At 67.5% G+C, this 25,030-nt stretch carries 28 protein-coding genes, 1 tRNA gene and 1 pseudogene; 22 read left to right on the top strand and 8 right to left on the bottom strand.

Annotated elements, in window-relative coordinates; all coding sequences use genetic code 11:
- Window positions 1-49 precede the first annotated feature (49 nt).
- From ACFC1J_RS01910 to ACFC1J_RS01920, 3 genes are read left to right on the top strand one after another with little or no spacing between them, the layout of a single operon-like run.
- Window positions 50-772, top strand: coding sequence for a transglycosylase SLT domain-containing protein (locus ACFC1J_RS01910; RefSeq protein ID WP_375901981.1), 723 nt, complete (start codon window positions 50-52; stop codon window positions 770-772).
- Between the two features lie 13 nt (window positions 773-785).
- Window positions 786-1,070, top strand: a complete 285-nt coding sequence (locus tag ACFC1J_RS01915) for a hypothetical protein (protein ID WP_375901983.1) — start codon at window positions 786-788, stop codon at window positions 1,068-1,070.
- Window position 1,071: 1 nt separating this feature from the next.
- Window positions 1,072-1,785, top strand: coding sequence for an alpha/beta hydrolase (locus tag ACFC1J_RS01920; RefSeq protein WP_375901985.1), 714 nt, complete (start codon window positions 1,072-1,074; stop codon window positions 1,783-1,785).
- 4 nt (window positions 1,786-1,789) lie between these two features.
- Here the strand turns inward: ACFC1J_RS01920 and ACFC1J_RS01925 are convergent, their stop codons facing one another.
- Window positions 1,790-2,854, bottom strand: coding sequence for an AI-2E family transporter (locus tag ACFC1J_RS01925; protein ID WP_375901987.1), 1,065 nt, complete (start codon window positions 2,852-2,854; stop codon window positions 1,790-1,792).
- A 186-nt stretch (window positions 2,855-3,040) separates the two neighbouring features.
- Here ACFC1J_RS01925 and ACFC1J_RS01930 point away from each other — a divergent pair, with 186 nt between their 5' ends.
- Window positions 3,041-4,966, top strand: a complete 1,926-nt coding sequence (locus ACFC1J_RS01930) for a glycosyl transferase (RefSeq protein ID WP_375901989.1) — start codon at window positions 3,041-3,043, stop codon at window positions 4,964-4,966.
- Complete coding sequence (locus ACFC1J_RS01935) at window positions 4,963-5,907, top strand: tetratricopeptide repeat protein (RefSeq protein WP_375901990.1); 945 nt, start codon at window positions 4,963-4,965, stop codon at window positions 5,905-5,907. The genes ACFC1J_RS01930 and ACFC1J_RS01935 overlap by 4 nt, the downstream gene beginning before the upstream one ends.
- A 39-nt stretch (window positions 5,908-5,946) precedes the next feature.
- Here ACFC1J_RS01935 and ACFC1J_RS01940 read toward each other — a convergent pair whose 3' ends face one another.
- Window positions 5,947-6,516 carry an AAA family ATPase gene (locus ACFC1J_RS01940; RefSeq protein ID WP_375901992.1) on the bottom strand — a complete coding sequence of 190 codons (570 nt, stop codon included), beginning with the start codon at window positions 6,514-6,516 and terminating at the stop codon, window positions 5,947-5,949.
- Between the two features lie 54 nt (window positions 6,517-6,570).
- Between ACFC1J_RS01940 and ACFC1J_RS01945 the strand changes: the two genes are divergently transcribed.
- Window positions 6,571-7,272 carry a DsbA family protein gene (locus ACFC1J_RS01945; protein WP_375901993.1) on the top strand — a complete coding sequence of 234 codons (702 nt, stop codon included), beginning with the start codon at window positions 6,571-6,573 and terminating at the stop codon, window positions 7,270-7,272.
- 99 nt (window positions 7,273-7,371) lie between these two features.
- Here ACFC1J_RS01945 and ACFC1J_RS01950 read toward each other — a convergent pair whose 3' ends face one another.
- On the bottom strand, window positions 7,372-7,863 hold the full coding sequence (locus ACFC1J_RS01950) for a glutathione peroxidase (RefSeq protein ID WP_375901994.1): 492 nt from the start codon (window positions 7,861-7,863) through the stop codon (window positions 7,372-7,374).
- A 60-nt stretch (window positions 7,864-7,923) separates the two neighbouring features.
- Here ACFC1J_RS01950 and dusB point away from each other — a divergent pair, with 60 nt between their 5' ends.
- The 6 genes from dusB (at window position 7,924) to ACFC1J_RS01980 (ending at window position 14,554) form a co-directional block, all read left to right on the top strand.
- A complete protein-coding gene (dusB, locus tag ACFC1J_RS01955) occupies window positions 7,924-9,078 on the top strand; it encodes a tRNA dihydrouridine synthase DusB (protein WP_375901996.1) in 1,155 nt (384 codons plus the stop codon).
- On the top strand, window positions 9,068-10,453 hold the full coding sequence (locus ACFC1J_RS01960) for a deoxyguanosinetriphosphate triphosphohydrolase (protein ID WP_375901998.1): 1,386 nt from the start codon (window positions 9,068-9,070) through the stop codon (window positions 10,451-10,453). The genes dusB and ACFC1J_RS01960 overlap by 11 nt, the downstream gene beginning before the upstream one ends.
- Complete coding sequence (gene dnaG / locus ACFC1J_RS01965) at window positions 10,453-12,342, top strand: DNA primase (RefSeq protein WP_375902000.1); 1,890 nt, start codon at window positions 10,453-10,455, stop codon at window positions 12,340-12,342. Before ACFC1J_RS01960 ends, dnaG begins: the two co-directional genes overlap by 1 nt.
- Before the next feature lie 53 nt (window positions 12,343-12,395).
- Window positions 12,396-13,166, top strand: a complete 771-nt coding sequence (locus ACFC1J_RS01970; RefSeq protein ID WP_375902001.1) for an ATP-binding cassette domain-containing protein — start codon at window positions 12,396-12,398, stop codon at window positions 13,164-13,166.
- A 140-nt stretch (window positions 13,167-13,306) separates the two neighbouring features.
- Window positions 13,307-14,149 (top strand): universal stress protein, encoded by an 843-nt coding sequence (locus ACFC1J_RS01975; RefSeq protein ID WP_375902002.1) that lies wholly within the window; start codon window positions 13,307-13,309, stop codon window positions 14,147-14,149.
- Window positions 14,150-14,158: 9 nt separating this feature from the next.
- Window positions 14,159-14,554 (top strand): pyridoxamine 5'-phosphate oxidase family protein, encoded by a 396-nt coding sequence (locus tag ACFC1J_RS01980; protein WP_375902004.1) that lies wholly within the window; start codon window positions 14,159-14,161, stop codon window positions 14,552-14,554.
- Window positions 14,555-14,594: 40 nt separating this feature from the next.
- Here the strand turns inward: ACFC1J_RS01980 and ACFC1J_RS01985 are convergent, their stop codons facing one another.
- Window positions 14,595-15,128, bottom strand: a complete 534-nt coding sequence (locus ACFC1J_RS01985) for a MerR family transcriptional regulator (RefSeq protein WP_375902006.1) — start codon at window positions 15,126-15,128, stop codon at window positions 14,595-14,597.
- Here ACFC1J_RS01985 and ACFC1J_RS01990 point away from each other — a divergent pair.
- Window positions 15,093-16,082 carry an SDR family NAD(P)-dependent oxidoreductase gene (locus tag ACFC1J_RS01990; RefSeq protein ID WP_375902008.1) on the top strand — a complete coding sequence of 330 codons (990 nt, stop codon included), beginning with the start codon at window positions 15,093-15,095 and terminating at the stop codon, window positions 16,080-16,082. The genes ACFC1J_RS01985 and ACFC1J_RS01990 overlap by 36 nt on opposite strands.
- Window positions 16,083-16,178: 96 nt before the next feature.
- Here ACFC1J_RS01990 and ACFC1J_RS01995 read toward each other — a convergent pair whose 3' ends face one another.
- Window positions 16,179-17,750: a Na+/H+ antiporter gene (locus ACFC1J_RS01995; RefSeq protein ID WP_375902010.1), complete on the bottom strand. Its 1,572-nt coding sequence runs from the start codon at window positions 17,748-17,750 to the stop codon at window positions 16,179-16,181.
- Window positions 17,751-18,200: 450 nt separating this feature from the next.
- On the opposite strand from ACFC1J_RS01995, the gene ACFC1J_RS02000 reads away from it, so the two are divergent.
- The 9 genes and pseudogenes from ACFC1J_RS02000 to ACFC1J_RS02040 form a co-directional block, all read left to right on the top strand.
- Entirely contained in the window at window positions 18,201-19,103 is a 903-nt protein-coding gene (locus ACFC1J_RS02000) for a hypothetical protein (protein WP_375902012.1), read from the top strand.
- Window positions 19,085-19,762 carry a hypothetical protein gene (locus ACFC1J_RS02005; RefSeq protein ID WP_375902014.1) on the top strand — a complete coding sequence of 226 codons (678 nt, stop codon included), beginning with the start codon at window positions 19,085-19,087 and terminating at the stop codon, window positions 19,760-19,762. Before ACFC1J_RS02000 ends, ACFC1J_RS02005 begins: the two co-directional genes overlap by 19 nt.
- Before the next feature lie 53 nt (window positions 19,763-19,815).
- Entirely contained in the window at window positions 19,816-20,277 is a 462-nt protein-coding gene (locus tag ACFC1J_RS02010) for a hypothetical protein (protein ID WP_375902016.1), read from the top strand.
- A gap of 149 nt (window positions 20,278-20,426) precedes the next feature.
- The gene (locus ACFC1J_RS02015; RefSeq protein WP_375902018.1) at window positions 20,427-20,747 is read left to right on the top strand and encodes a hypothetical protein; all 321 of its coding nucleotides are present in this window, start codon (window positions 20,427-20,429) and stop codon (window positions 20,745-20,747) included.
- 263 nt (window positions 20,748-21,010) lie between these two features.
- The gene (locus ACFC1J_RS02020; protein WP_375902019.1) at window positions 21,011-21,289 is read left to right on the top strand and encodes a hypothetical protein; all 279 of its coding nucleotides are present in this window, start codon (window positions 21,011-21,013) and stop codon (window positions 21,287-21,289) included.
- Window positions 21,290-21,635: 346 nt separating this feature from the next.
- A complete protein-coding gene (locus tag ACFC1J_RS02025; RefSeq protein ID WP_375902021.1) occupies window positions 21,636-22,127 on the top strand; it encodes a hypothetical protein in 492 nt (163 codons plus the stop codon).
- A gap of 7 nt (window positions 22,128-22,134) precedes the next feature.
- Window positions 22,135-22,365, top strand: coding sequence for a DUF6188 family protein (locus ACFC1J_RS02030; RefSeq protein ID WP_375902711.1), 231 nt, complete (start codon window positions 22,135-22,137; stop codon window positions 22,363-22,365).
- 52 nt (window positions 22,366-22,417) lie between these two features.
- Entirely contained in the window at window positions 22,418-22,825 is a 408-nt protein-coding gene (locus ACFC1J_RS02035; RefSeq protein ID WP_375902022.1) for a hypothetical protein, read from the top strand.
- A 32-nt stretch (window positions 22,826-22,857) separates the two neighbouring features.
- Window positions 22,858-23,643: pseudogene (locus ACFC1J_RS02040) on the top strand (DNA-processing protein DprA); the annotation flags it as partial.
- 138 nt (window positions 23,644-23,781) lie between these two features.
- Here ACFC1J_RS02040 and ACFC1J_RS02045 read toward each other — a convergent pair.
- From ACFC1J_RS02045 to ACFC1J_RS02055, 3 genes are all read right to left on the bottom strand, one after another.
- Complete coding sequence (locus tag ACFC1J_RS02045) at window positions 23,782-23,991, bottom strand: helix-turn-helix transcriptional regulator (RefSeq protein ID WP_375902023.1); 210 nt, start codon at window positions 23,989-23,991, stop codon at window positions 23,782-23,784.
- A 184-nt stretch (window positions 23,992-24,175) separates the two neighbouring features.
- Window positions 24,176-24,248: transfer RNA gene (locus ACFC1J_RS02050), tRNA-Asn, on the bottom strand.
- Window positions 24,249-24,407: 159 nt separating this feature from the next.
- Entirely contained in the window at window positions 24,408-24,920 is a 513-nt protein-coding gene (locus ACFC1J_RS02055) for a septum formation family protein (RefSeq protein ID WP_375902025.1), read from the bottom strand.
- Between the last annotated feature and the right edge of the window lie 110 nt (window positions 24,921-25,030).

Raw genomic sequence — 25,030 nt, forward strand, 5'->3', positions numbered from 1 at the left:
GCGATTCTCATGGCGATTTCAGCTTCGGCTGGCTAAACTCGGACCCATTGTGACTCCCGATAACGATTCGATTGCGGCGCGCTCCCGAGGCGCCGCGCAGAACGACGCAGCCACAGCATCCCGCCCGAAGGCGAAATCGCACCCCGGACGGCGTGCGACCTCCGCCGTGCTGGCCGGGCTCGCGGTGGTGGGCTTCTCCGTCGCGATCGTGGCGCCCGCGGGGCTCGCGATGTCCGCCTCGGAGCCGGCGCAGGCCGCGGTGACCACGGCGTATTCGCTGGCGTCCCGCGATGCGCAGAACATCACCGTCTCCGTCCACGGCGCGACGCCGACGGCGCAGACGCGCGAGTCCTTCGACGTCTACGTCACGCCGAAGCCGACCCCGACCCCGACGCCGGAGCCGGTGGTCGCATCCAGCGATTCTTCTTCTTCTTCTTCTTCTTCTTCTTCTTCTTCTTCTTCGAGCGATGCCGGGCCGATGTACTACAGCGGCGGTGGTGCTCCGGCGGAGTGGATGGCCGCGGCCGGCATCGCCTCGAGCGACTGGGGCTACGTCGACTACATCGTCAGCCGCGAGAGCGGCTGGAACCCGAACGCCACCAACAGCGGATCCGGCGCGTGCGGCCTGGTGCAGGCGCTCCCGTGCAGCAAGGTGCCGGGCAACGGCTACGACCCCGTCGACAACCTGCGCTGGGGCAACGGCTATGCCGTGGGACGCTACGGCAGCTGGGGCGCTGCGGTGGCGTTCTGGTCCGCCAACAACTGGTGGTGAGCAGCGCTCACCCATGCCACGCCCGCATCGACGACGTCAAGAGCGCCCGCGCGAGGATGCGCTCGACCGGCTGATCGCCGGGTGGAAGCGCACCGAGGTGCGAGGCGGCGCCGAGTGGTACGTCCAGCCTCTGACGGCGGCGCAGGCGCAGAAGGAGTACATCTGTCCTGGGTGCCGCGGCGTGATCCCCGCGCACACCGCGCATCTGGTGGTCTGGCGTGCGGACGGTGTGCTGGGTGATGCGGCTGATCTGGCGGCGCGCCGCCATTGGCACAACGGCTGCTGGAAGAAGAACTGACGTGGAGATCCGCGGACCCCGTGCGCTGCCCGCACGGCGCGAGGACATCGAGCTGCGCACCCAGGACGGACTGTGCCTGGTCGGGGAGCTCGCCCTCCCCGAGGCCTCCGCCCCGGCGGCGACCCTCGTCACGCTGCATCCGCTGCCCACCGCGGGCGGCTTCATGGACTCGCACATCCTGCGCAAGGCGGCGGCGCGGCTGCCGGCGCTGGCCGATCTCGCCGTCCTGCGCTTCAACACGCGCGGCACCAGTTCGCCGCGGGGCTCGAGCGAAGGCGTCTTCGACGGCGGAGCGGCGGAACGGCATGACGTGGCCGCGGCGATGGCGTTCGTGCGCGAGCGCGGCCTGCCTCGGCCGTGGCTCGTGGGCTGGTCGTTCGGCACCGAGCTCGCGCTCAAGTACGGCCGGGAGCACGAGATCGAGGGCGTCATCCTGCTCTCGCCTCCGTTGCACCGCGCGACCGCGGACGAGGTCGCCGCCTGGGCTCATGACGACCGGCGCGTGGTGGTGCTCGTTCCCGAGCTCGACGACTATCTGCGACCGGCCGAGGCCGAGCAGCGCTTCGCCGCGATCCCTCACGCCGAGTTCATCGCGGTGGACGGCGGCAAGCACCTCTGGGTGGGGGAGAGTCAGACTCGTCGCGTGATGGATGAGATCGTCGCCGCCGTGAACCCTTCCGCGCTCCCTCTTGCGCGGGAGTGGCCGGCGGCCTGACGGGCTAGCGCTCGTTCATCCGCGGGATCAGCACCTGACGGTAGATGATCAGGATGCTGGCCGCGACGGGGATCGCGATGAGCGCGCCGAGCAGTCCCAGCAGCGCCCCTCCGGACAGAGCGGCGATCACGACCACGGCCCCCGGCACGGCGACTGCGCGGTTCATCACGCGCGGCGAGATGACGTAGGCCTCGATCTGCATGTACACGAGGTAGTAGGCCGCCGCGATGAGCCAGGCCCAGGGGGGAGATCCGAGTCCCGGGATCAGGCACAGCAGGACGATGAGCGTCGAGCCGGTCAGCGTGCCGACCAGAGGGATCAGGGAGAAGAAGAAGGCGATCACGGCGAGCACGATGGGGAAGGGCGCCCCGATGATCGACAGGAAGATGAAGCTCAGAACGCCGTTGATCACGCCCATCGCGACCTGGCCCATGACGTAGTGGCCCACCGAGGCGGTGATCTGCTCGGCGAGGTCGATGAACCGGTCGCGCTTGGAGGCGGGCACGACCTGGTACACGGCGCCCTTGAGCGAGGGGATCGCCGCGGTGAAGTAGATGGTCAGGATCAGCACGATGAATGTGCCGCTGATCCCGGCGAAGAGCGCGCCTCCGACGACGATCACCCCCTGGCCGATCGAGCTGCTGATGTCGCCGAGATTCTTGTTGAGCCAGTCGTTGATGTAGCCGAAGACGGTGTCGACGTCGAGATTGGGGAGAAGATCCTCCAGCCAGTGCTTGAAGTCGGCCATCGCCGTGCCGCTGTTCACGATCACGGTGATCTGCTGGACGAGCTGCGAGATCTGGTTCACCAGGATCGGGATCACCATCAGCACGATGCCCGCGAACACCCCGAGCACCACCACGATCGTGATCAGCACCGCCGCCCAGCGGGGAAGCCGACGCCGGGTCAGCCAGCTCACCATCGGATCCAGGCCGAGGCTCAGGAACAGGGCTGTGCCGACGTACAGCAGGATGGTGGACAGGGACTGCACGCTCTGGATGAGCATGATCCCCAGGCCCACGCCGAGGGTCGCCACCAGCGCGGTGCGGAACGGGTTGTGCAGCTTCATGAGATCCTCTGGCTCGGTCCCTCAGCCTAACCGGCAGAGCTCCCGGAGCCGTGGAGCGTCGCTGTGGCGCTCGTGGCTGAGCGGCCGGAGGGGCCTCTCGTGGCATCCATACAGGTCGTTTCGCTAGTCTGAAACGTCGAGCGGAGATCCCGGGCGCCTACCCGTGGATCGCGGAGGGGATTTTTCGTGCGTTTTGTATGGGCTGTTCTGGCCTTCGTGCTGGCGGCCGTCCTGATCGGGACGGGTATCGCTCAGCGGACCATCTTCCTCGGCCCCAAGGACGTCACGGCCGAGCTCTCGGTCAAGGCTCCGCAGGCGTTCACGGTGATCGATTCCGCCGTGCTCCGCGCCCACCCGGGCGAGCAGACGCTCGTCGCGCACGGCGACGGCACGATCTTCGTCGCTCAGGCCCGCACCGCGGATCTCGAAGCCTGGCTGAGCGACACGAGCTACAACCGGATCACGCTCGCCAAGGACGGCACTTCCACCACCGCGAAGGTGGTCGAGCCGACCGCGAAGAGCGAGGACGGCAAGGACGCCCAGCGGGATCCGGCGGGATCCGACCTGTGGCTGGACAGCTTCACGGACAAGAACTCCCTGGTCGACCGCATGCAGGTGCCGGAAGGGGTGAGCGTGCTGATCGCGTCCGACGGCAAGACCGCTGCGCCCTCCGACGTCGCGTTGAAGTGGCCGCTCGACACGGCGACGCCGTGGGCCGGTCCGCTCATGGTCGCCGGCGGGGCCTTCCTCCTGCTCGGCCTGGTGCTGTACATCCTCGCAATCCGGCACTCGCGTCGAGGTCGCGGCCCGCGCCGCAAGGCTCCGCCGCCCCTCCCGGTGACCGAGCCCATCGACGTCGCTGATCGCGCTGCGATCGATGCGGCGCGTGAGACCGCGGCGCCTGAGGACGCGGCGCCTGAGACCGCCGATCCCGAGGACGCCGCTCCTGAAGCCGCGCCGGAAGCCACGGGTTCGCGGACGCCGCCGGAGACGGATCCGGCCGCGAATCGGGACGGGGTCGTGCGGGAGCGTCGCGCCACGGGGCCGAAGCGCCGCCGCGCCCTGCTGCTGATCCCCGCCGTGGGCGTGACCGCCGCGCTGCTCAGCGGATGCACGCCCGACATCTGGCCGCAATCCGCGGCATCGCCCACTCCGACCCCGACCGAGACCCAGGCCGTCGAAGCGGGCCAGCAGGCCCCCGCGGTCACCGAGGCGCAGGCCGCCCGGATCCTGGAGAGCATCTCCGGCACCCTCGCCGACGCAGACAAGAACCTCGACGCCGCGAAGGCGGAGACCCGGCTGGAGGGTCCGGCCCTCGCGGTGCGCAAGACGGCGTACGCCGTCCACAAGAGCGTCGCGGACTTCGCGCTGCCCGCGACGATCCCGGCCGACAAGGTCAAGATCCTCGTGCCGCAGGCATACGACTCGTGGCCGCGCACCGTGCTGATGCTGGTGGAGCACGGCAGCGACGACAAGGTCGCTCCGCTGATCATGACCATGACGCAGTCCGACCCCTGGTCGAACTACAAGATCTCCCATGTCGCCGAGATGCAGGCGTCCGCGAAGCTGCCCAACATGGCCCCGGCATGGCTGGGCGCGAAGCTCACCCCGCCCGACTCCCCGTTCCTCGTGGTCCCGCCGGATGAACTGGCCTCGGAGTTCGCGAACGTGATCGATCAGGGCGACAAGAGCGAGTTCTACGACAAGTTCGACAAGTCGGCGCTCGCTTTCGCCAAGTCCGTGCAGGACAGCCGGGCGACGGTTGTTCAGGCGCTCAAGGAGGCCAACGCCGACACGACGTCGACCCTCGCCTTCGCGGCGACGGCCGGCACCGAGGTTCCGGTGTCGATGTCGAGCATCGACAGCGGCGCGATCGTCTCGGTGACGGTCGACGACTCGCAGACGATCAAGCCGACGTCGGCGGATGCCGTGATCAAGCTCGACAAGAACCCCTCTGCGAAGGCCCTGACCGGTGTCGATCAGTCGGCGACCGGCTTCGTGTCCGTGTACGGCGTGCAGCTCTTCTTCGCCGTGCCCGCGCAGGGATCCGATGCCAAGATCACGCTGCTGGCCGCGTCCCAGCAGCTCCAGAGTGTGACGGAGATCAAATGACCGAGCTGTCCGCCGCCGCGCTTCGCGGCGCCGTCGACCTTTCCTCGCTGCGCAACCGCCCTGCCGCGCCGGCGCCCGATGCTCCCGCGGAGGCACCCGCAGAGGGCGGCGCCTTCCCGCTGGTCGTGGATGTCACCGACGCGACGTTCGGGCAGGTGCTCGAGCTGTCGCAGAGCGTTCCGGTCGTCGTCGACCTGTGGGCGGAGTGGTGCGGGCCGTGCAAGCAGCTCAGCCCGGTGCTCGAGAAGGTCGTGACCGAGCTCGCGGGCCGCCTGGTGCTCGCGAAGGTCGATGTGGACGCCAATCCGCAGCTCGCCCAGGGCTTCCGTGCGCAGTCGATCCCGATGGTGGTCGCTCTCGTGGCCGGTCAGCCGGTTCCGCTGTTCACCGGTGCCGTGCCCGAGGAGCAGGTGCGTGAGGTGTTCGCTCAGCTGCTGCAGCTCGCGGCGCAGCACGGTGTGACCGGCACGATCCCGGTCGGCGAGAACGCGGAGCAGGGCGAGCCCGCCGAGCCGGTCGAGCAGCCGCTGCCGCCGCTGCACCAGGCCGCCTTCGATGCGATCGAGCGCGGCGATTTCGCCGCAGCCATCGAGGCGTACGAGAAGGCCCTCGCGGAGAATCCGCGTGACGAGGAGGCCCGCTCGGGTCTCGGACAGGTCCGGCTGCTGTTCCGCACGCAGGACCTCGATCTGAACGAGGCTCGCGCCGCGGCCGCGGCGGTGCCGACGGACATCGATGCCCAGTTCGCGGTTGCCGACCTCGATGTCGCGGGCGGCCATGTCGCCGATGCGTTCGACCGCCTGCTCGATCTGTTCACGGCGGTCCCCGCCGACGAGCAGCGTCGCGTGCGGGAGCGCCTCGTGGAGCTGTTCGGCCTGGTCGGCGATGCGGATGCGCGCGTCGTCACCGCCCGCAAGCGCCTCGCTGCTCTGCTGTTCTGAGCGTTCAGCCGTTCTGAACGGATCCTGCGCGCCCGCGCGTCAGGACGAACGAGGCAGCGTGCGCAGCCACCGTTCCGTCTCGCGGGGATGCCCGAACCGGACGACCGGCAGATACGGATGCTCCGAGGCGATCTCGGGCATGCGCTCACGCCACTTGTGCAGAGTCGTCGTCTGCCAGCGCAGGATGTTCTCCTCAGGTCCGTGGCGGAGCATCGCCCATAGCGGCTTCTCGCGATTGCCGTTCCAGAGCTCGCTGCGCAGGACGCTCCGCGAGATCGTCCGCCGCAGCAGCCGTGTCCGCACGACGCGATACGGGTAGTCGAGCCAGATCGCCAGGTCCGCGCGCGGCGCCAGGATCGGATCCGTGCCCTTGCTCGTGTACTGCCATTCGGTCACCCAGCGCTCCGTGGCGGCGAACGCGCGGACGTCGTCCAGGAACGAAGGACGAGGTGTCCAGCCGGGGCCGTGGAAGAGCGCGTCCAGCTCGACGTGGGGGAGACCCCGGATCGTGCTCAGCCGCCGCGCCAGGGTGGTCTTCCCGCTTCCCGTCACGCCGGCGATGAGGATCCGATGCGGCGCGGACGGCACAGGTGCTTGGTCGGCGGACATCGGATGAGGCTAGCATCCGGAATATCCCCGAAGAACATGCGGTTGAATCGACGTGTGAGTGAACCCATCTCGATCGACATCTGGTCCGACATCGCCTGCCCCTGGTGCTACATCGGCAAACGCAATCTCGAGGCGGGGCTCGCCGCCACAGCCGAGGACGACGACGCGCCGCAGGTGACGATCACCTTCCACTCCTTCGAACTCTCACCCGACACCCCGGTCGACTTCGAGGGGGACGAGGCAGACTTCCTCGCCGGCCACAAGGGCATGCCGCGCGCACAGGTGGAGCAGATGCTCGACCGCGTGACGGGCGTCGCGAAGGAGGCGGGACTCGAGTACCGCTTCGACCTCCTGCAGCACACGAACACGGTCAAGGCCCATGAGCTGCTGCACCACGCCAAGGCGCACGGTCGCCAGCACGACATGGAGGAGCGGCTCATGTCCGCGTACTTCATCGAGGGTCGTCACGTCGGTCGCGTCGAGGACCTGGCCGACCTCGCGGCCGAAGTCGGGCTCGACCGGGACGCCGCTCTCGAGGCGCTGCGTTCCGAGCGGCACCTCGCCGACGTGCGAGCGGACCAGGCGCAGGCCCAGGCCTACGGGATCCAGGGCGTGCCGTTCTTCGTGATCGACGGGCAGTACGGCGTCAGCGGCGCCCAGCCGCCCGAGGCCTTCGCCGGCGTCCTGCGCGACCTCTGGTCCAAGCGCGCCGACGCCGACGCCGACGCGGCCGGCGCCTCCGTCCTCGAGCCCTGACCCGCCCGACCCTTTTCACCCGCGAGACTCCATCTGGGCGACGAGACTGCAGCTGATCCGTGCAGTCTCGTCGCCCAGATGGAGTCTCGCGGGTGGGGGTCAGTCCAGGGCGTTCTCGATGGCGGCGACGATCTCGGGGTCGTCGGGGACCTGGCGGGGGCGGAACCGCCGCACGGATCCGTCCGGTGCGACGAGGAACTTCTCGAAGTTCCACTCCACGCGTCCTGCCTTGCCGTGACCGTCCTCGGCCTGCTTCAGGCTCTTGTAGAGGTCGGCGGCGCTTCGTCCGTTGACCTTGACCTTGTCGTTGATCGGGAACGAGATCCCGTAGGTCGTGGAGCAGAACTCGAGGATCTGGTCCACGGATCCGGGCTCCTGACCGAAGAACTGGTTGCAGGGGAAGCCGACCACGGTGAGGCCGCGTTCGCCGAATCGGCGCTGCAGTTCCTCGAGCTGCGCATACTGCGGCGTGAGCCCGCATTTCGATGCGACGTTGACCACGAGCACCGGACCTGAGCCGTAGTCGTCCAGCGTGCGGGTGCCGCCCTCGGCGTCGGTGAACGGGATCTGGCGCAGCGGAGTCTCAGGCATATCCCCCAGCCTATGAGCGACGGGGATCGGAGGCTCCGGATCTGGGACAATGGACAGGATATGACTCTCGCCCCTGCTTCCGTCCGGCCCCTGCAGATCGGCCCGCTGCGCATCGACGTCCCCGTCGTGCTCGCCCCGATGGCGGGCATCACCAACACGGCCTTCCGTCGCCTCTGCCGCGAGTACGGCGCCGGCCTGTACGTCAGTGAGATGATCACGTCGCGGGCGCTCGTGGAGCGCAACGCGATCACCATGCGTCTCATCCAGCACCATGAGAGCGAGACTCCGCGATCGATCCAGCTCTACGGGGTGGATCCGCAGACGATCGCCGAGGCGGTGCGGATCATCGTCGCGGAGGACCGCGCCGATCACATCGATCTCAATTTCGGCTGCCCGGTGCCCAAGGTGACCCGCAAGGGCGGCGGCGCCGCGCTGCCGTGGAAGATCGGACTGTTCGCCGACATCGTCGACCGCGCCGTCAAGGCCGCGGGCGATGTGCCGCTCACCGTGAAGATGCGCAAGGGCATCAGCAAGGATCACCTCACGTTCCTCGACGCGGGGCGTGCCGCGGAGGACGCCGGGGCCGCCGCGGTCGCGCTGCACGCGCGGACGGCGGGGGAGTACTACTCCGGGCATGCGGACTGGTCGGCGATCGGCGAGCTCAAGCAAGCGGTGACCTCGATCCCGGTTCTGGGCAACGGCGACATCTGGAGTGCCGACGACGCCGTGCGGATGATGGCGGAGACGGGCTGCGACGGCGTCGTGGTGGGCCGAGGCTGCCTCGGCCGGCCCTGGCTGTTCGGCGAGCTCGCCGGTGCGTTCGGCGACGAGAACGCGGTGCAGGTCGACGCGACCCTGGGCTTCGTGAAGGACGCCTTCCGGCGGCACGCGGAACTCCTCGTCGAGTTCTTCGAGGATGAGGACCGCGGCTGCAAGGACGTCCGCAAGCACGTGGCCTGGTATTTCAAGGGCTACCCCGTCGGCGGGGAGACCAGGGCGGCGCTCGCCCGCGTCTCGACGCTGCAGGAGATCGACGACATCCTCGCCACGCTGGGCGACGCCCCCTATCCCGGCGCGCCGGCCGAGGGGCAGCGTGGTCGCGCCGGGACGCCGAAGCGCACGGCGCTGCCGGACGGCTGGCTGGACTCCCGCGAGGTGGCCTCCGAGGTCACCGACATGATGCGCGGCGCCGAGGTCGAGAACAGTGGCGGCTGAGGACGTCGTGCGCGTCGACGGCTACGACGCGCACGACGCCGCCCGCTTCTTCGCCGAGACCCACCGCTCCGAACGGGACGACTTCGCCCGCGACCGCGCCCGCGTGCTGCATTCTGCGGGGCTGCGCCGTCTCGCGGCGAAGACGCAGGTGCTGAGCCCCGCGAGCACGGCGGACTTCGCCCGCAACCGTCTCACGCACTCGCTCGAGGTGGCGCAGGTCGGACGCGAGCTCGCGGTTGCGCTCGGGGTCTCCGCCGACGTCGTCGACACCGCGTGCCTCAGCCACGACCTGGGGCACCCGCCGTTCGGGCACAACGGGGAGCGCGCGCTCAACGACTGGGCCGAGGACATCGGGGGGTTCGAGGGCAATGCGCAGTCGCTGCGGATCCTCACCCGGCTCGAGGCGAAGGTGCTCGACGACCAGGATCGCTCGGTCGGGCTCAACCTGACCCGGGCCAGCCTGGACGCGACCTGCAAGTACCCCTGGACCGTGGACAGCCCGCTGCCCGATCCCGGCGGCAGGCTGAAGTTCGGCGTGTATCCGGATGATGAGGACGTCTTCCACTGGATGCGCGAGGGCGCGCCGGGCCGCCTGCGCTGCATCGAGGCCGAGATCATGGATCTCTCCGACGACATCGCCTACTCGGTGCACGACTTCGAGGATGCCATCGTCAACGGCTACCTCGACGTGGCGCAGCTGGCGGATCCGGCGGAGCACCATGCGCTGGTCGGACGGGTGCAGCAGTGGGTGGGTTACGACTTCACCCGCGAGGACCTCGCGGACGCGCTGTACCGACTGACCCGGCAGCCGATGTGGCTGTCCTCCTTCGACCGTTCCCGTCGCGATCTCGCCCGGCTGAAGAACCTCACGAGCGACATGATCGGCCGCTTCGCGCGCGCCGCCGTCTCCGCGACGCGTGAGGCCTACCCCGGCGCGAGCCTCGCCCGGTACAGCGCGCACGTGGTCGTGCCGAAGGTCATCGAGGCCGAGATCGCCGTGCTCAAGGGGATCATGGGCCAGGCGATCGTCACGATCGATGCCCGCCGCGGCGTGTACAAGGAGCAGCGACGGGTGCTCAAGCGCCTGGCCGACGCACTGTGGTCCACCGACGCGCTGTGGACGGCTGGTGCGGACGTGCTCGAGCCGGCGTTCGCCGCCGACTTCCACGCGGCCGGATCCGACGCCGAGCGCGCCAGGGTGGTCGTCGACCAGGTCGCGAGCCTCACGGACCAGACCGCGGTGGACTGGCACAACCGCCTGGTCGGCGACATCGACCCCGCCGAGGTCGGGATCTGGTCTCCCCGGCACGCCAGGCCCCGCCCGGCGCACACGCCTCGGGCCGCGCTCGTCGACGCCGAACACGGCGGGCGCTGATGCCGCGGATCCTGCAGGCGGATGTCGACGAGGTCAAGTCGCGCACCAACATCGCCGACATCGTGGGGGAGCGCGTCTCGCTGAAGTCCGCGGGCGTGGGGTCGATGAAGGGCCTGTGCCCTTTCCACGACGAGAAGAGCCCCAGCTTCCACGTGCGCCCGCAGGTCGGCTACTACCACTGCTTCGGATGCGGCGCGTCCGGCGACGTCTACTCGTTCCTGCGCGAGATGGACCACGTGAGCTTCACCGAGGCCGTCGAGCGCCTCGCCGCGCGCGTCGGCTACACGCTGCACTACGAGGATGGCGGGCCCGCGCCGGAGACGAGCGGCCGCAGCCGGCTCTACGCGGCGAACACCGCGGCCGCGGAGTTCTTCCGCGGCCAGCTGCTCAGCCCCGAGGCCGAGTCGGCGCGCGCGTTCCTCGGTCAGCGCGGGTTCGACGCGGGCGCCGCCGCGCACTTCGGGGTGGGCTACGCGCCGCGCGGCTGGGACGGCATGCTCAAGGCACTCAGCGCGCAGGGGTTCACCCGCGACGAGCTCACCGCCGCGGGGCTCGTGTCGGCCGGGCAGCGCGGTGTCTACGACCGGTTCCGCGGGCGCGTGGTCTGGCCGATCCGCGACGTGACGGGCCAGACCATCGGATTCGGGGCCCGCAAGCTCTACGACGACGATCAGGGTCCGAAGTACCTGAACACCCCCGAGACACCGATCTACAAGAAGGCGCAGGTGCTCTACGGACTGGATCTGGCCAAGCGGGACATCTCGCGCGGCGATCCCAAGCGCGTGGTCGTGGTCGAGGGCTACACCGACGTGATGGCCTGCCACCTGGCCGGCGTCACCACCGCCATCGCGACCTGCGGCACCGCATTCGGCGCGGAGCACATCAAGCTCCTGCGCCGGGTCATGGGTGACGACTCCGCCGCCGGTGAAGTGGTGTTCACGTTCGACGGCGACGAGGCGGGCCAGAAGGCGGCGCTGCGCGCGTTCACCGAGGACGACCGGTTCAACGCGCAGACCTTCGTCGCGGTCGCGCCCGATGGTCTGGACCCCTGTGATCTGCGTCTCCAGCGCGGTGACCAGGCTGTGCGCGGCCTCATGTCGGCCAAGGTGCCGATGTTCGAGTTCGTGATCGACCGCAAGATCGCATCCTTCGATCTGGGCACCGCGGAGGGGCGGGTCGGAGCGCTGCGCGCGGCGGCGCCGATCGTCGCCGAGATCCGTGACGTTCTGCTGCGCCCCGAGTACGAGCGGATCCTCGCCCGTCGTCTCGGCATGGACCCCACCGACGTGCACGCCGAGGTGCGCCGGCACGAGCGTCAGCGTCGCCAGGGCGGCTCCGGTGCGCACGAGCAGCGCTCGACCGCTCCGGCTGCCGGCGCGCGTCCGGGTGCGCCCGACGCGCCTGCCTCCGTTCCCGTGCCCGTGATGACGCTCGCCACGCTTCCGCGCACGGGGGATGCGCCGCTCGAGCGCGACGCGCTCATGGGGGCGCTGCAGTACGGGCATCAGCTCGATGCGGAGCTCCTGCAGCGCGCGATGACCATGCCGTTCGCGGTGCCCGCGCTCGACGCGGTGCGCGAGGCGATCGCACAGATCTCCGACCGGCAGCGGCCGGGATGGGCGCTGCAGGCCGTGGACGCCGTGCGGGAGCCTTACCGCGGGCTGGGCGGGGAACTTCTCATGGCCGCCTTCCCCGCGCGGGACGAACAGGGCGCCAGGGCGTCTGCGACGGACCTCTGCCGCCGGCTCATCGTGCGCGGTCTGGAGCGGGAGAAGCACGAGCTGCTGGGCGCGATCCAGCGGCTGCCCGCAGATTCCGACGGTGCTCGTTCGATCGCGCGACGCATCGTCGAGATCGACGCGGAGCGGCAGCGCTTCATCGAGAACTGAGGCCCGCCGCGAAGCACGGCCCGGCACCCCCGCGCATCGGGCAGGATGGGTGCATGGCACGTGCGACGGGGGATGCATCGACGGCGATCGTCTGCGAGGACATCGTGATCGACCGGATCGGGCATTCCGCGCCGACGAGGGCGATCGACGGCGTGACGTTCGCGTTGCCCGCGGGGGAGCTGATGTGCATCGCCGGTGCGACGGGGTCCGGAAAGTCGACGCTCGTCGGTGCTCTCGCGGGCGCTGCCGATCCGTCGATCCGTGTCGTCGGTGGTTCCGCCACGGTCTGCGGCGTGTCCGTGCGTCACCCCGGACGCCGGCTGCGGGAGCTGACCTACCGGGCCGGCTACTTGCCGCAGAACGCCGGGGCGCTGCTCACGCCCCAGCTCACCGTGCAGGAGACGATCGCGGAACCGATCCTGCAGCGCGAGCGGCGCGTGAACGTGAAGGCGCTGGCGATCCGGGTGGCGACCCTGCTGGACGAGCTGCATCTGCCACTGGGTCTCGCCTCATCCTTCCCCTATGAGCTCAGCGCGGGCATGCGCCAGCGCGTGGCGATCGCCCGCGCCCTGGTGCTGGATCCGACCGTGCTGATCGCGGACGAGCCGCTGGCGAACCTCGATCTGGAGGTGCGCCCCGTGGTCTTCGCCGCGATCACGCGCCGTCGCACCGAGCGCGGGATGGCCGCTCTGCTGGTGAGCAACGACGCGGCGTTCGCGCGCGAGCTCGGCGCGGAGACGCTCATGATCCGCGAGGGGCACGTGGTCGCACGTGGTGCGGGCGCGGATCTGCTCTGGACTCCGGGCACCGAGCACGCGCGCTGACTCGCCGACCGAGGCCGTAGGCCCGTCGTCGATGCGGTGTCGGTGTCGCAGGCGGGGACCTTAAATACGGCCGCGACCCCTGCACGGCGCGGTCCTCTCTGACTACTCTCGAAAGTGGGCGGAGATGAGAGGAACGTGTCATGAAGGAAATGATCGTTGTAGGAGTCTCGGACGCACCGGTCGCGACACGCGTCGTGGAGTGGGCGATCACACGTGCCGCGGAACGGTCGCAGCGGGTGGAGCTGGTGTCCGTCGTCGGGGGAGCGATCGGCACCCTCGGCGAAGGCGGCCCGCTGGCGGACGCGACCGCCGCGGCGCGCGCCTTCCTCGAGGAGTTCGTCCAGCGGCACGCCGAGCGAGGCGTGGATGTGAGCGTACGGGTAGAGGCCGGCAGCCCGGTCGAGCGACTCGTGGCCGCGTCGGAGGACGCCTCGCTGCTGGTCATCGGCAGCGACTATCAGGGGGGATCGTCGCCGTCTGTCCGCGGGTTCCACGGCGTCCGCATCACCGCCGCCGCGCACTGCCCCGTGGTCGTCGTCCCGGACTTCGACCTGGCCGATCGGAGGGGGATCGTCGTCGGGGTCGACGGATCCGAGATCTCCGAGAGCGCCCTTCGTTTCGCCGCCGCCGAAGCCGACCGTCGCGGTGAGCCGCTCACCGCGGTGTCGGTGTGGACACCGCTGACGGCACCCGGATACGGCCTCGTGGGCTACTCGCAGCCGTACATCGACAACATGCAGACGGCGACCGAGGAGATCCTCGCGATCGCCCTCGCCGGCCTGTCGACGGACTACCCCGATCTCACGATCGTTCCCGTCGTCGAGAGCGGCTTTCCCTCCCGTGTGCTCGACGAACTCGCCGCGGCGGCACGACTCTGCGTCGTGGGCTCCCGCGGGCGAGGGGCGATCCGGCGTCTTCTGCTCGGATCGATCAGCCAGGAGGTCATCGCTCATCCGGCCACCGTCACGGCCGTCGTTCGATAGGAGCGGGAGATGATCATCGAACTCAGCGAGCAGGAGTGCTACGACCTGCTCACTGCGACGACCGTCGGCCGGATCGGCTTCCTGCACGACGCCCGCGTGCTGATCCTTCCCGTCAACTTCGTGGTCTCAGGGCGGGATCTGCTCCTGCGCACGACCGCCGAGGGACTCCTGGGCACCCTCTCGGAGTCGCCGGCCGAGGTGGCGTTCGAAGTCGACAGCCATGTTCCGCTCTCCCGCACGGCCTGGAGCGTACTGATGCACGGCCGGCTTTCCCGCGTCGCGGAGGAAGACGCGGGGGCGGTCTTGCCCCGCGTCTCGCCGTGGGCCGGCACCGGCAGGGATCTGCCGTTGCGGTTCCGGATCGAACACATGACCGGGCGGACCGTGCACGGCGATCACGACTAGGGTTTCGGCCTTCTCCGGATCCACGTTCACGCCGTAGGGCTCACCCCGGCGGATCTTGAGGATCCCGCGGTGTCGTCGGATCCCAGAGACCGCCCGCCGTGCCCGCCTCCAGGTTCGAGCGATAGATGGCGGTCTTCGCGGATATCACGGCGAGAGACTCTTCCAGATCGCGGATCCTCGCACGGACGGTCGCCTCATGCGCCTCCAGCAGCGCCATCCGATCCGCCTCGTTCCCGGGACCGGCCTCGATGAGGGAGGCGAGTTCTTGGACCCGGGCGATCGGCATGCCGGTTCTTCGCAGCGTCGTGCACAACGTGATCCAGTAGACGATGTCGGCATCGAACACCCGTTGACCGCCGGGAGTCCGCTCCACCTTCATCGGGAAGAGCCCCTCCCGCTCGAACCAGCGGAGAGCATGAACCCCGACCCCCGTGATCCGGGAAACTTCGCCGATCGAATAACGTTGCGGTCCGGATGACGCGACCTCGTGGTCGCTCGCACTTGACATAGAGTTCACTCTAGGTCTTACGGTCGCATCATGACTTCGATCGAGACCCGCCTCGCACGCCAGCATCCGCTTCCCTCGCGTTTCACCCGCGACCACACCGCAGCCGATGTTCTCGGCGAAGTAGACCTCGCCGGCAAGCGGGTGCTCATCAGCGGGGGCTATTCCGGCATCGGGTTGGAGATGACGCGGGCTCTCTCCGAGGCGGGCGCCTCCGTCGTCGTCCTCGCGCGCCGCGTCGGGCTCGCCGCCGAAACGACCCGGAGAATCGAGCGCGTCACCGTGCTCGAGGCGGATCTGTCGGACCAGCGCGAGATCCACGCGCTCGTGCAGCATCTTCTCGAGGAGCGCGGGCGGTTCGACGGCGTCATCGCGAGTGCGGGAGTGATGGCTTCCCCGGAGAAGCGGACCCGTGAGGGATGGGAGTACCAGTTCGCGGTCAACCATCTGGGCCATTTCGCGCTCATCGGGGGGATCCTGCCGCTCCTCGGCGAGAACGGGGCGCGCGTCGTCATGATGTCGTCCGCCGGTCATTTCACCAGCGGAATCCGCTGGAACGACCTGCACTTCGCTTCAGAGCCCTATGATCCCTGGCTCGCCTACGGACAGTCCAAGAGCGCGAACGCGCTGTTCGCCGCCGAACTCGCGGAGCGCGGTCGAGAGATCGGCGTGCAGGCGTTCTCGGTGCATCCCGGCAACATCATGACCCCGCTGCAACGGCATCTTTCGACGGAGGACCAGATCGCGTTGGGGTGGGCCGACGCGTCCGGAGCGCCGAGTCCCGCGTTGCGGCTGAAGACCACGGAGCAGGGCGCGTCGACCGCCGTCTGGGCGTTGACCTCTCCCGAGCTCGCGGATCTGAGCGGCGTGTACACGCAGGACAACGACGTCGCGCTCCGGGCGCTCGACGCGGACATGGACATGGTCACCGGCGGAGTCAAGTCCTGGGCGCTGGATCCCGCGGACAGCGCGCGCCTCTGGGATTACTCGGTAATCGCGACCGGGACCGCGCCCCTCGTCTGAGCGTGCGGAGCCCGACCCCGGGAGCCATCAGCACGGCGCCGGGACCACATGCGCGTCCCGAGAGCGGATCGGCGCCGGCCCGCGATCGCACCAGCGTCACTCGTGTCGTTCCGTCGATGCGGGGGCGAGGTGCAGCGCGTCGCGATCCAGACGTGACTGTAGCCGGTGCAGCGTGACATCGCTGATGGTGCCGTGGTTGCGGAGGCGGATCACGATGTCCCGCGTGTGATCCACGAGAGCGAGACTCAGTGCGGCGTAGTCGCGATCCAGGTCGCGCCGGGTGCTGCGGTCCGGGTCGGGCGAGCCGTCGATCCTCTCGAGGCGTTCCCGGTACTCGTTCATGATCCGGTCGCGGACGTGGTCTGGGGCGTCGATCCCTTGTGCGAGGGCGGGCGTCGCATGGATCGCGGAGAGCAGGGCGGTCCGGTGCGCGCGGGTGAATTCGGCGGAGACCATCGAATCGGGTTCGAACCGCGCCCAGCGGATGGCCACCGGCAGGAGCAGGCCCTGGGCGAGGATCGTGAGGATGACGACGCCAGTGGCGACGAAGACGATCTCGGCGCGCCCTGCCATCCCGGCGGGCACGGCGAGTGCGACCGCCAGGGAGATCGCGCCGCGGAACCCGGCGACGGTCGAGACGACCCTGGCCCGATGCGTCATCCGTTTGCTGCGCTGCGCGGGGCTCCGATCCACGAGCCGGATCGTCCAGGTCGTGAACATCTGGAACACGAACCGGATGAGCAGGATGGCGATCCAGATCAGCACGCAGAGCGCGAGCAGCAGGGGGATGCTCTGCGGCGAGACGGATCGGATCGCGGACTGCGCTTCGATCCCGATCAGGACGAAGAGAGCGCCGTTGAGCGTCGTGGTCGCCAGGATCCAGAAGCCGTCCCGCTGCTGGCGGGACTGCGGTGTTCCGGAGCGCGGCCCTGTGCGGCTCAGGTACAGGCCTGCGGCGACGACGGCGATGACGCCGGACGCGTGGATCTGCTCCGCGGCGAGGAATGCGGCGAACGGCACCAGGACCAGCGCCGCGTTGTGCAGGAGGGGGTCGCTCAGGCGCCGGAGCACGGCGGTGCCGAGAAAGCCCGCGAGGAGCCCGACGATCCCGCCGCCGCCGTAGGCCAGTGCGACGAGCCACGTGACCTCTGCACCGGAGTAGTGGGTGCCGCTGCCGGCAAGTCCGATCACGATCGTGAAGATGACGAGCGCGGTGCCGTCGTTGATCAGGCTCTCGGTGCGCAGTTGGACGATGTTCCGGTGCGGGAGCGCGCGGGCGAGCGCTCCGACCGCCGTGGCGTCGGTGGGAGCCAGCGCGGCGCCGAGGACCAGCGCGGGCAGCCATCCCCAGCCGAGCGCGACGCCGATCCCCGCCGTGCCGAACGTCGTGGCGACCACCAGCAGCGTGCTCAACAGCAGGATGACTCTCAGATCCCGTCGAACTTCGCGCAAGGGCGTCATCAGCGCCTCCCAGAACAGCAGCGCAGGAAGGAACAGCACCAGCACGGCATCGGAGGGCAGGTGGATGCTCTGCACCGCGGGAATGAGCCCGACCAGCAGCCCGAGGATGAGCTGCAGCAGCGGGCCGGGCAGGTGAAGCCGTGGGGCGGCCCAGGACGCGCCCACCACGAGGGATCCGACCAGGACGAAGGTGGCGAGCGGATCCATGGGCTGTCCTTTCCGGCAGACGGGACGGTGCAGGGAACCGGGGATCCCGCCATCGCGACGCCGGTCCGCAAGACTCGGTCGAGAGGAGCATCTCAGTCCGGTGTTTCGACGCCGTTTCCGGCAGCGGCGGGGAGCGTTTCGGGCGCGGCGCCGCGGCGCTCGCGAGGTGCCCGAAGGCCCGAAAGCGTCTGGGAAAGGAGAGGCCCCAACCTCTTCACCCACAGGTGATCACACCGAAGATGCGCAACAGCAGGACCACAAGAGGGTCTGGTGCAGGAACAGGTGACATCGAGCATGGCTAGCCGGGAGGGCTGGACAGGAAGGATGTCATTGTGACCAGGCCACTTCCCAAGGGCACGACAAGCCTGTCGCGGCCCAACACCGCCCTCCGGGAAACCCGGGTCGATTCACTACGAGACGGGGGGCGAGCGTGGGGAACTCGTCAAGGGCATGCAGGTTCGCGTACACCTGTACGAGAACCTGGGCTGTCGCGCGATCGTCACCTCTGGACAGCGCATCGAAGATCTCGATGGAGGCTTCGTGGACCGTTCCACGGTTGTCGGTATCGAGCGCGAGGAGGTGCGCGCCCAGCGAGCGTGCGATGCTCTCAAGCGTGCTCCCGCGAGCGTCCCTTCGATCTCGTTCGATCGCGTAGAGGTTGCTGAACCGGCAACGCTCGATGACTGCGGTATTGACAACGCGTGCATCAGTACCTGTAGTCTGCACGCGGCTTCGATAGCTGCTGGGGTGGACGTAGGGGGATACGTGAGCGAGCGCGCGAGCGTGCCGGTTTCGGCGCGGCACCGGAGACTCTGGTGGACCATTGGGGTGGCAGGGGCAGCGGCAATAGCCGTGGCAGTGCTGGGCGTGACGCTGTCCAGCTCGATGCATCCTGCAACTGGTCGGGGCGAGCCTCTGCAGACTTTGCCGTCCTCGTTGCCACGACCTGTGCCGACGGATGCAGCTCTCGCGGCGGACAAGACGCAGGCTGCGACGGTCGATGACGTGTGGTCCTCCGCGCGCACCAGCGTTGAGGCGAAAGCGTTGACGCGGAGCGACTGCCTCGACTCTGCTGCGAAAGCGTACGCGACGGCTGCGGCGAAGAGGGGTGGCACGGGCGGAAGCCCGGAGAAGCCGTCGAGCAACTGCGACGGCGATGTGACCTTCGGGTACATGCTCGGTTTCGACAGCACGGGGGTCTCGCAGGCGACGGCGGCGCTGTCCGCGACGGGCAAGGGGAGTTCGCCGTTGGTTGCTGAGGGGGAGAAGAACGTGGGGTATGCGCTGGTGGAGTCTCGGGGGAGTACTGGCGACGTGAACGGGTATGTGCTGGCGTGGGCGGTGTCGAAGTGACCCGCCGGTGGCTGGCTGCGGTCGCAATCGCAGCGGTGGCGGCGACGACCTTGACGGCATCGCCGGCGTTTGCCGCAGCGAAGACGCCGACGGCGAAAGTGGTGCTTGACCCGGACAACGACTTCTCGCACGCGGTTTGGGATGGCGTCTCCTACAGCGAGTTGCCCATCACGGCACAAATCGCAAAGGACGTGAAGACGCAGCTGGAAGGGCTTCTGATCGCGCTCACTCTTCTTCCGTTCCTCGACATCGCGGCCGCAATTGCAGTGGACGGCGTCGCGATTGCTGGGTCGAGCAGGCCGGGAAACCCCGAGAGCCCGGTGGGTAAGGGGGGATACTATGAACGCACACCCACCGAAGTTCAGAAGCTTGCTGAGACGGGCAAGAGGTCGGCTCGTGGCGACGGATTCGTGACCAAGGCTGCGCAGGAACTCGACAAGCACGGAGGGGTGGGAGGATTTCCCAAGCCAACAGGCAACGCCCTAGTCAAGAACGAGCAGGCTCAAGCGATACTGGAAGAAATCCTTTACAACCCGGGAACACGTACGCAACCGATTGAGAATGGCCTTTTCGTTGGAGGCAAATACTATATCGCGCCGGATGGTTGGGGTGCTGCGTTCGATGTCAATGGCGTCTTCCAGTATTTTGGAAACTTTTGAGAATGAACTTCCCTATCCTGCGAAGCGCGCCTAAGCGGTCTCGTCTTGTCCGCGTGGTCTACGACTGGCTTGCCTCCGATGAGCTGGTGCAGTTCAGTGAAGTATTTGACTACAGTGCAATTGGTGTCAACTTCATCTTCAACAGTGGCGCGGCCTACACTATTCGGTGGTTCAACGGTAATCGGATTGAGTGCTTGACAAGTGAAGTATTCAATCCCCCGAGGACCGGTCCTGACTCCTTCAAGGTCGACCGAAGCGTCCGCTGGCATGAAGTCCTCGGTGCCACAGTTGTTGACCAATATCACTCCTACATTGAAACGGGCAGTGGGGAAATGGCGCCCTGGTGCACCAGGCTCGTCTTCGATAATGGGCATTCTATTGTTGTCTTCCTTGGTGACGTGGATTCCGAAGGGCGACCGATTGCCAGTGCTGATTCTCTTCTGGTGACGAGTGATGAAGATGCAGCGCGCGGGTATGAGCTGCATTCAGGGCAAAATGCGTGGCCAGAGGCCTAGTGCAGAATTTGGGCTATTTCTTCTGGTCGCGGCTAAATATTGGCTGCCTTTGGAGCAGTCCATGCGTTGTACGGTGCTCAGTCTGACGAGGGGAAAGTGGAAACAGTGAGTTTCGGAGACCTCCGACCATGAGGGGTGATCCTGGTCGTATGGAACCGATTCAGATCGCCCTCATCTTGGCGGCTATTGACAGCCTCGATCACTTTGACGGAGATCTGGCTCATCTGGCCGACATGCAGGCTCGGACAAGAGCCGCGCTGAACGCTCTTGAGATTGGCCATCAGACAGACAATTTGCGAGCCGCGCGTCGTGAATGGGGTCAGATCGAGATCATTTACGCGCTTGCGCTTGATCAGGAAAGATCAATACTTCTTGTCGACGATCGAGATGACATGTGGCAAGCCGTTCGGGTGTTTCGAGGGCTTTTTGATGGGCTATTGCCGCATGAGGGTGTGCGACGTGACGATTGAGAACTACTTGGCGATCGTGATCGGGGTCGCCGCGGTTGCGTGTGGACCTTTCATCATTCGTCGTCGTGTTCGGATCTTCCACGTCATTGTGGATGCCAACAGGGCCATGTGCGGGTCATCCGGGAAGGTTCTGGCGCGGCGGTCGAGTCCGTGATGGGTGGGGTTCTGTGGCGTGTGGTTGATGATCATCGGCGTCGGCGCGATTCTCGTCGGGATTTTCGGGCGAGAGTAATCGATTGGGAGCCTTCTCTGTGGTGTGTATCGTGGCAGGCGCGGTCGCGATCCTGGCAGGCATGTTGGCGCTGCTGTTCCGAGTTCGCGTGCTGCGTTTCGTGCAGGGACGATACGCGCGCGTTCATCGCGAGGATGGCTTGTCGGGGGAGGAGTCCTTCGAACGGATGCCGCGGATGTGGATGCTGCTGGCCATTGCGAGCGGCTACCTTGCATTCGGCATCTTGTCCAGCACCGTGGGCCTGATGACCGCGGGTGCGATTGCACAGGATGCTGACGCAAAGGGCAATCAGTGCATCACGTTGCGCTAGAGGGCGTTACATGACCGACGGCGCTGTGAGCGCTGCGATGCCCGCCGCCGGACGACGGTGGCTGCGTGTCCCGGCTGTGATCGTGGCCTGGGGTATGGCGCAGCTCGTCACCCCCGTACGTCACCCAGGCGACTGCGTGGTCTACGACGCTGCAGGTAACGTTCTAGACCATCTTTGGCGGTTCCGACCGGTCATTGGGGGCAGGAAGCTGAGATGACGCAGAGGCTTTGGCGAGGGGCATGCGGGATTCGAGTTCGCCCTGAGCCCAGTGGAGTGGCCGTGACCGTAGAGCTAGCGGCCTTGAAGAGCAGGCGAGCAACGTTACTCACGATCCTTGGGGGAATCAATGATCACTGAACCGAGCATTGGCGGCGTCGTCATGGACGATGCCGAGATCAAACGACATGTCGGCGACATCACGCGATTCGCGCTCAGCCGCCCGTCCGCGCTGGTGGTTCTCGTTCTCGGACCGCTCCTGTCGGTGTGGACCGGGCTGATGTTCTCGTCGGCCACCTGGCAGCCGCTGATCCTGGCTCTGGTCGGATCGATCCTGTTGATCGTCGTTTTCGTCGTGATCACGCGGAGGTCCGCTTCTCGCGTCGTGTGGGCGCAGTATCCGGTGGGCTCGCGCGTGGTGGCAGAGGTCGACGGCGACGTGCTGCGCACATGGACGGCGCTGAGCCGCGGCGAGACTTCCTTCGCGTTACTGGCCGGAGTGCTAATCGTGGGCGGCACTGTTGTTTTGAAGCGCAGAGGCGGCTCGTTCGTCGCGGTCCTTCCCGCGGCTGCGTTCTCCGCAACCGATCTCGGCGCGCTACAGGCGGCCTTCGCTGGGTAGGTCAGCCCTGCGGTGCGCGAAGAGGCGTGGGCCTACGGTCGATGATCTCTGTGGCGGAGTGGACGCAACCGACTCAGGTCAGTTGCAAATCCGATTCGGCAATGGGGTGACCCTTACGTGCTTTCCTTCAGAGGCATTTGAAGCCTGGTCGGTGACTTTGGCAAGCGGTGAGCTCTTCGTCTGCGAACCAGGGGGCGGGATTACTCATTGGGCCGGAGGCGTCGCGACGGTGAGGTGACGCAGGCTTGCCCAGTGGTGTCGCCCCATCATGGTCCGACGAGGTATCGCAGATGACGCTACGCAACTGCGTCTTAGCCATTGAGAGCGAGACGGTCGACCTTGCTGAGATGGTTGCGGTCCTTGGCAGCGCTCCAGACTCCGGATTCCAAAGGGGTGAACCCTCCGGGCTACGCGGCGCCGTTCGTCGGCGGTCCTCGTGGATGAAGGAGCTCAGGTGGGAAGGGGATGTTCATCCCGGCACCATGGGCCTTTCTTCGGCGATTGAGGCACTCGGCGACGAGCTTGCACAGAAGGTCAGGAAGCTCGTGAATGCCGGCTGTGCGGCGACGGTTGCCGTCGTCCAGGAACTGACGACGGATACCTGCTCGCACGGGCTAGCTTTGTCTGCTGCGGCGACTGCATGGATGGGTTCTGCTAAGGCGGGACTCACCGTTGACCAGTATGTGGACTCAATGTAACGCGACCGAGGGCGCCTCGGTACATGTCTGTCATGAGCATCTCTTCACCGGCAGCTGCGGCCCACGAATCGGCACGCACGGCAACAGGGCAGTTCGGCGAGCAGGAGCGCGCCGCTCCGGACGTTGCCCTCCCATCCGAGCCCTCTCTCGGCCGTGGCCTCATCGCGAGGCAGCTGTCCCGTTTCATCGAGAAGCTTCCCGCCGGTCACCCGTGGCGTTCCGATGCACCACGTCTGCTTGGGGTCGTGCGTAGTCTGCAGGACTCGCTGCCCCACGATGTCAACGCCACCGATGTCGCCGAGGTTGCCTGGCTGTGCGAGGAGCACGGCATCACGCCGAACATCCCCGGAGATGACAGCTGGCCTTCGTCGCTGAACGCTCTCGGCAAGGACGCGCCCGCCGTGCTGTGGTCCCAGGGCGACATGAGCCTGCTGGCCGACCGGGACCAGGTCACGCAGTTTGACGGCTCCCGGGCGTCCACCGCCTACGGCGAACATGCGGCCGCCGAACTCGCAGAAGGCCACAGCCGTCTCGGCGGCACCATTCTCACAACCGGCGGCTACGGCATCGCCGGTTCGGCAACCCGTCGCACCCTGGAATCGGGCGGGCATGCCGCTGTCCTCGTAGCGAGTGGGATGGACCGGCCATACCCGTCCGGGCATGCTTCGCTGCTTGCCACTACCAGCGATGCCGGCGTGGTGTGCTCCGAGTACCCGCCGGGCACACCGCCCACCAATCACCGCTTCCAGCGACGAAACCGAGTTGCCGCCGCCCTCTCCGGCCGACTGATTGTCGTCGAAGCAGGTGAACGCAGCGGTGCCGTCGCCGGCCGGCGCCGCGGAGCCAGTGCTGAGAGCCGGTGGCGTCTCGGTACCGTGCGCGCGCACGACAGGTTCCGTTGGCGTCCGAGGTCAGCACTATCTTTCCCAGCTGGCCCGGACGGCGGGCGGCGGGCATCAGCCTTTGAGTGCGTCGACGAACAATTGCACGCTGGTCTCCGGGTATCGCAGGACCCGGCCGACTTTGATGGGTTGCGGGCCGTACGCGGGTGTCTTCGTCCGCCAGTTGTAGATGGTCTGCTTGGGGACGCCGAGGTAGGCGGAGAGCTCGTCGATGCTCAGGAGGCGTTCGAGTCCGACGGGATCGGGGCGCGTGTTTGCGGTCATGCTGGGCATGTACCGCGGTCGCGAACGCTCGCGTCGGTAAGTAGTGGGAAACGACGGGGAACGTTGGTATGTCAATCTCGCCAGAGGGCTGTTTTTGGCGTATTCGCGCTACCATACGCGCCAACCGAGATGTCCGTACATGCAAGAACCCCTTGTGATTCCGCGGAATCACAAGGGGTTTCAGCTCCCCGGCTTGGACTCGAACCAAGAACCTGCCGGTTAACAGCCGGCTGCTCTGCCAATTGAGCTACCGAGGAATGCTTCCCGCCTCGCGGGCAACTCGTCAACTATAGCAAAGGATGCGCCCCGACTCCGACACGGGCCGGCGCCCGGGCGCGTCGCCCCGCGCGCCCCTCGGGGACGACGGAGGGGCCCGCCGTGGCGAGCCCCTCCGGAAGATGCAGGATCCTCGAGGATCAGCGTGCGGCGCCCTTGAGGGAGCCAGTGGTCTGACCGGCCGGGTCGCTCACGATGCACTGCACGAGACGGTCGTTCATCGAGTCCCAGGTGTCCTTCGTCGGCGTCATGTAGGAGACGTCGAGGGAGGAATCGTCGTAGGCGACGCCGATGAAGGTCGTGAACGCGTCTCCGGCGCACTTCTCGACCTCGGCGTCGATCGCGTCGGAGTCGTACTCGGCGCCTTCGAGCTTGAACTCGTAGAAGACCTCTTCGTCGTGCGGCTTGTCGCAGGGCACCACGTCGGTCTCGCTGATCGTCGTTCCGGTGTCGCTCATCTTGCAGTCGCCGAGCTTGAGGTTGAAGATGCCGATGTTCGAGCTCGCTGTGACCTGGGACTTGTCGTCGCGCGGCGCATCGCCGCCTCCGCTGCCGAGCAGGCTGTTGAGCATGCTGCAGCCGCTGAGCCCGGCGGCCAGGACCAGCGCGGAGCCGACGACGGCGACGCGACGGAGAAGAGCGCGGTCGTTCATGGGAATTCCCCCTCTAGAAGCTATGAATCCACGCAGAACGCGGGACAGCTAAGAACGTACCGGTGCAGAAGAGGAAATTTCAAACCTGCAAGAAAGTACGTCTGTCCAGG

The organism is Microbacterium sp. NPDC056052 (assembly GCF_042266785.1).
Lineage (GTDB): Bacteria > Actinomycetota > Actinomycetes > Actinomycetales > Microbacteriaceae > Microbacterium.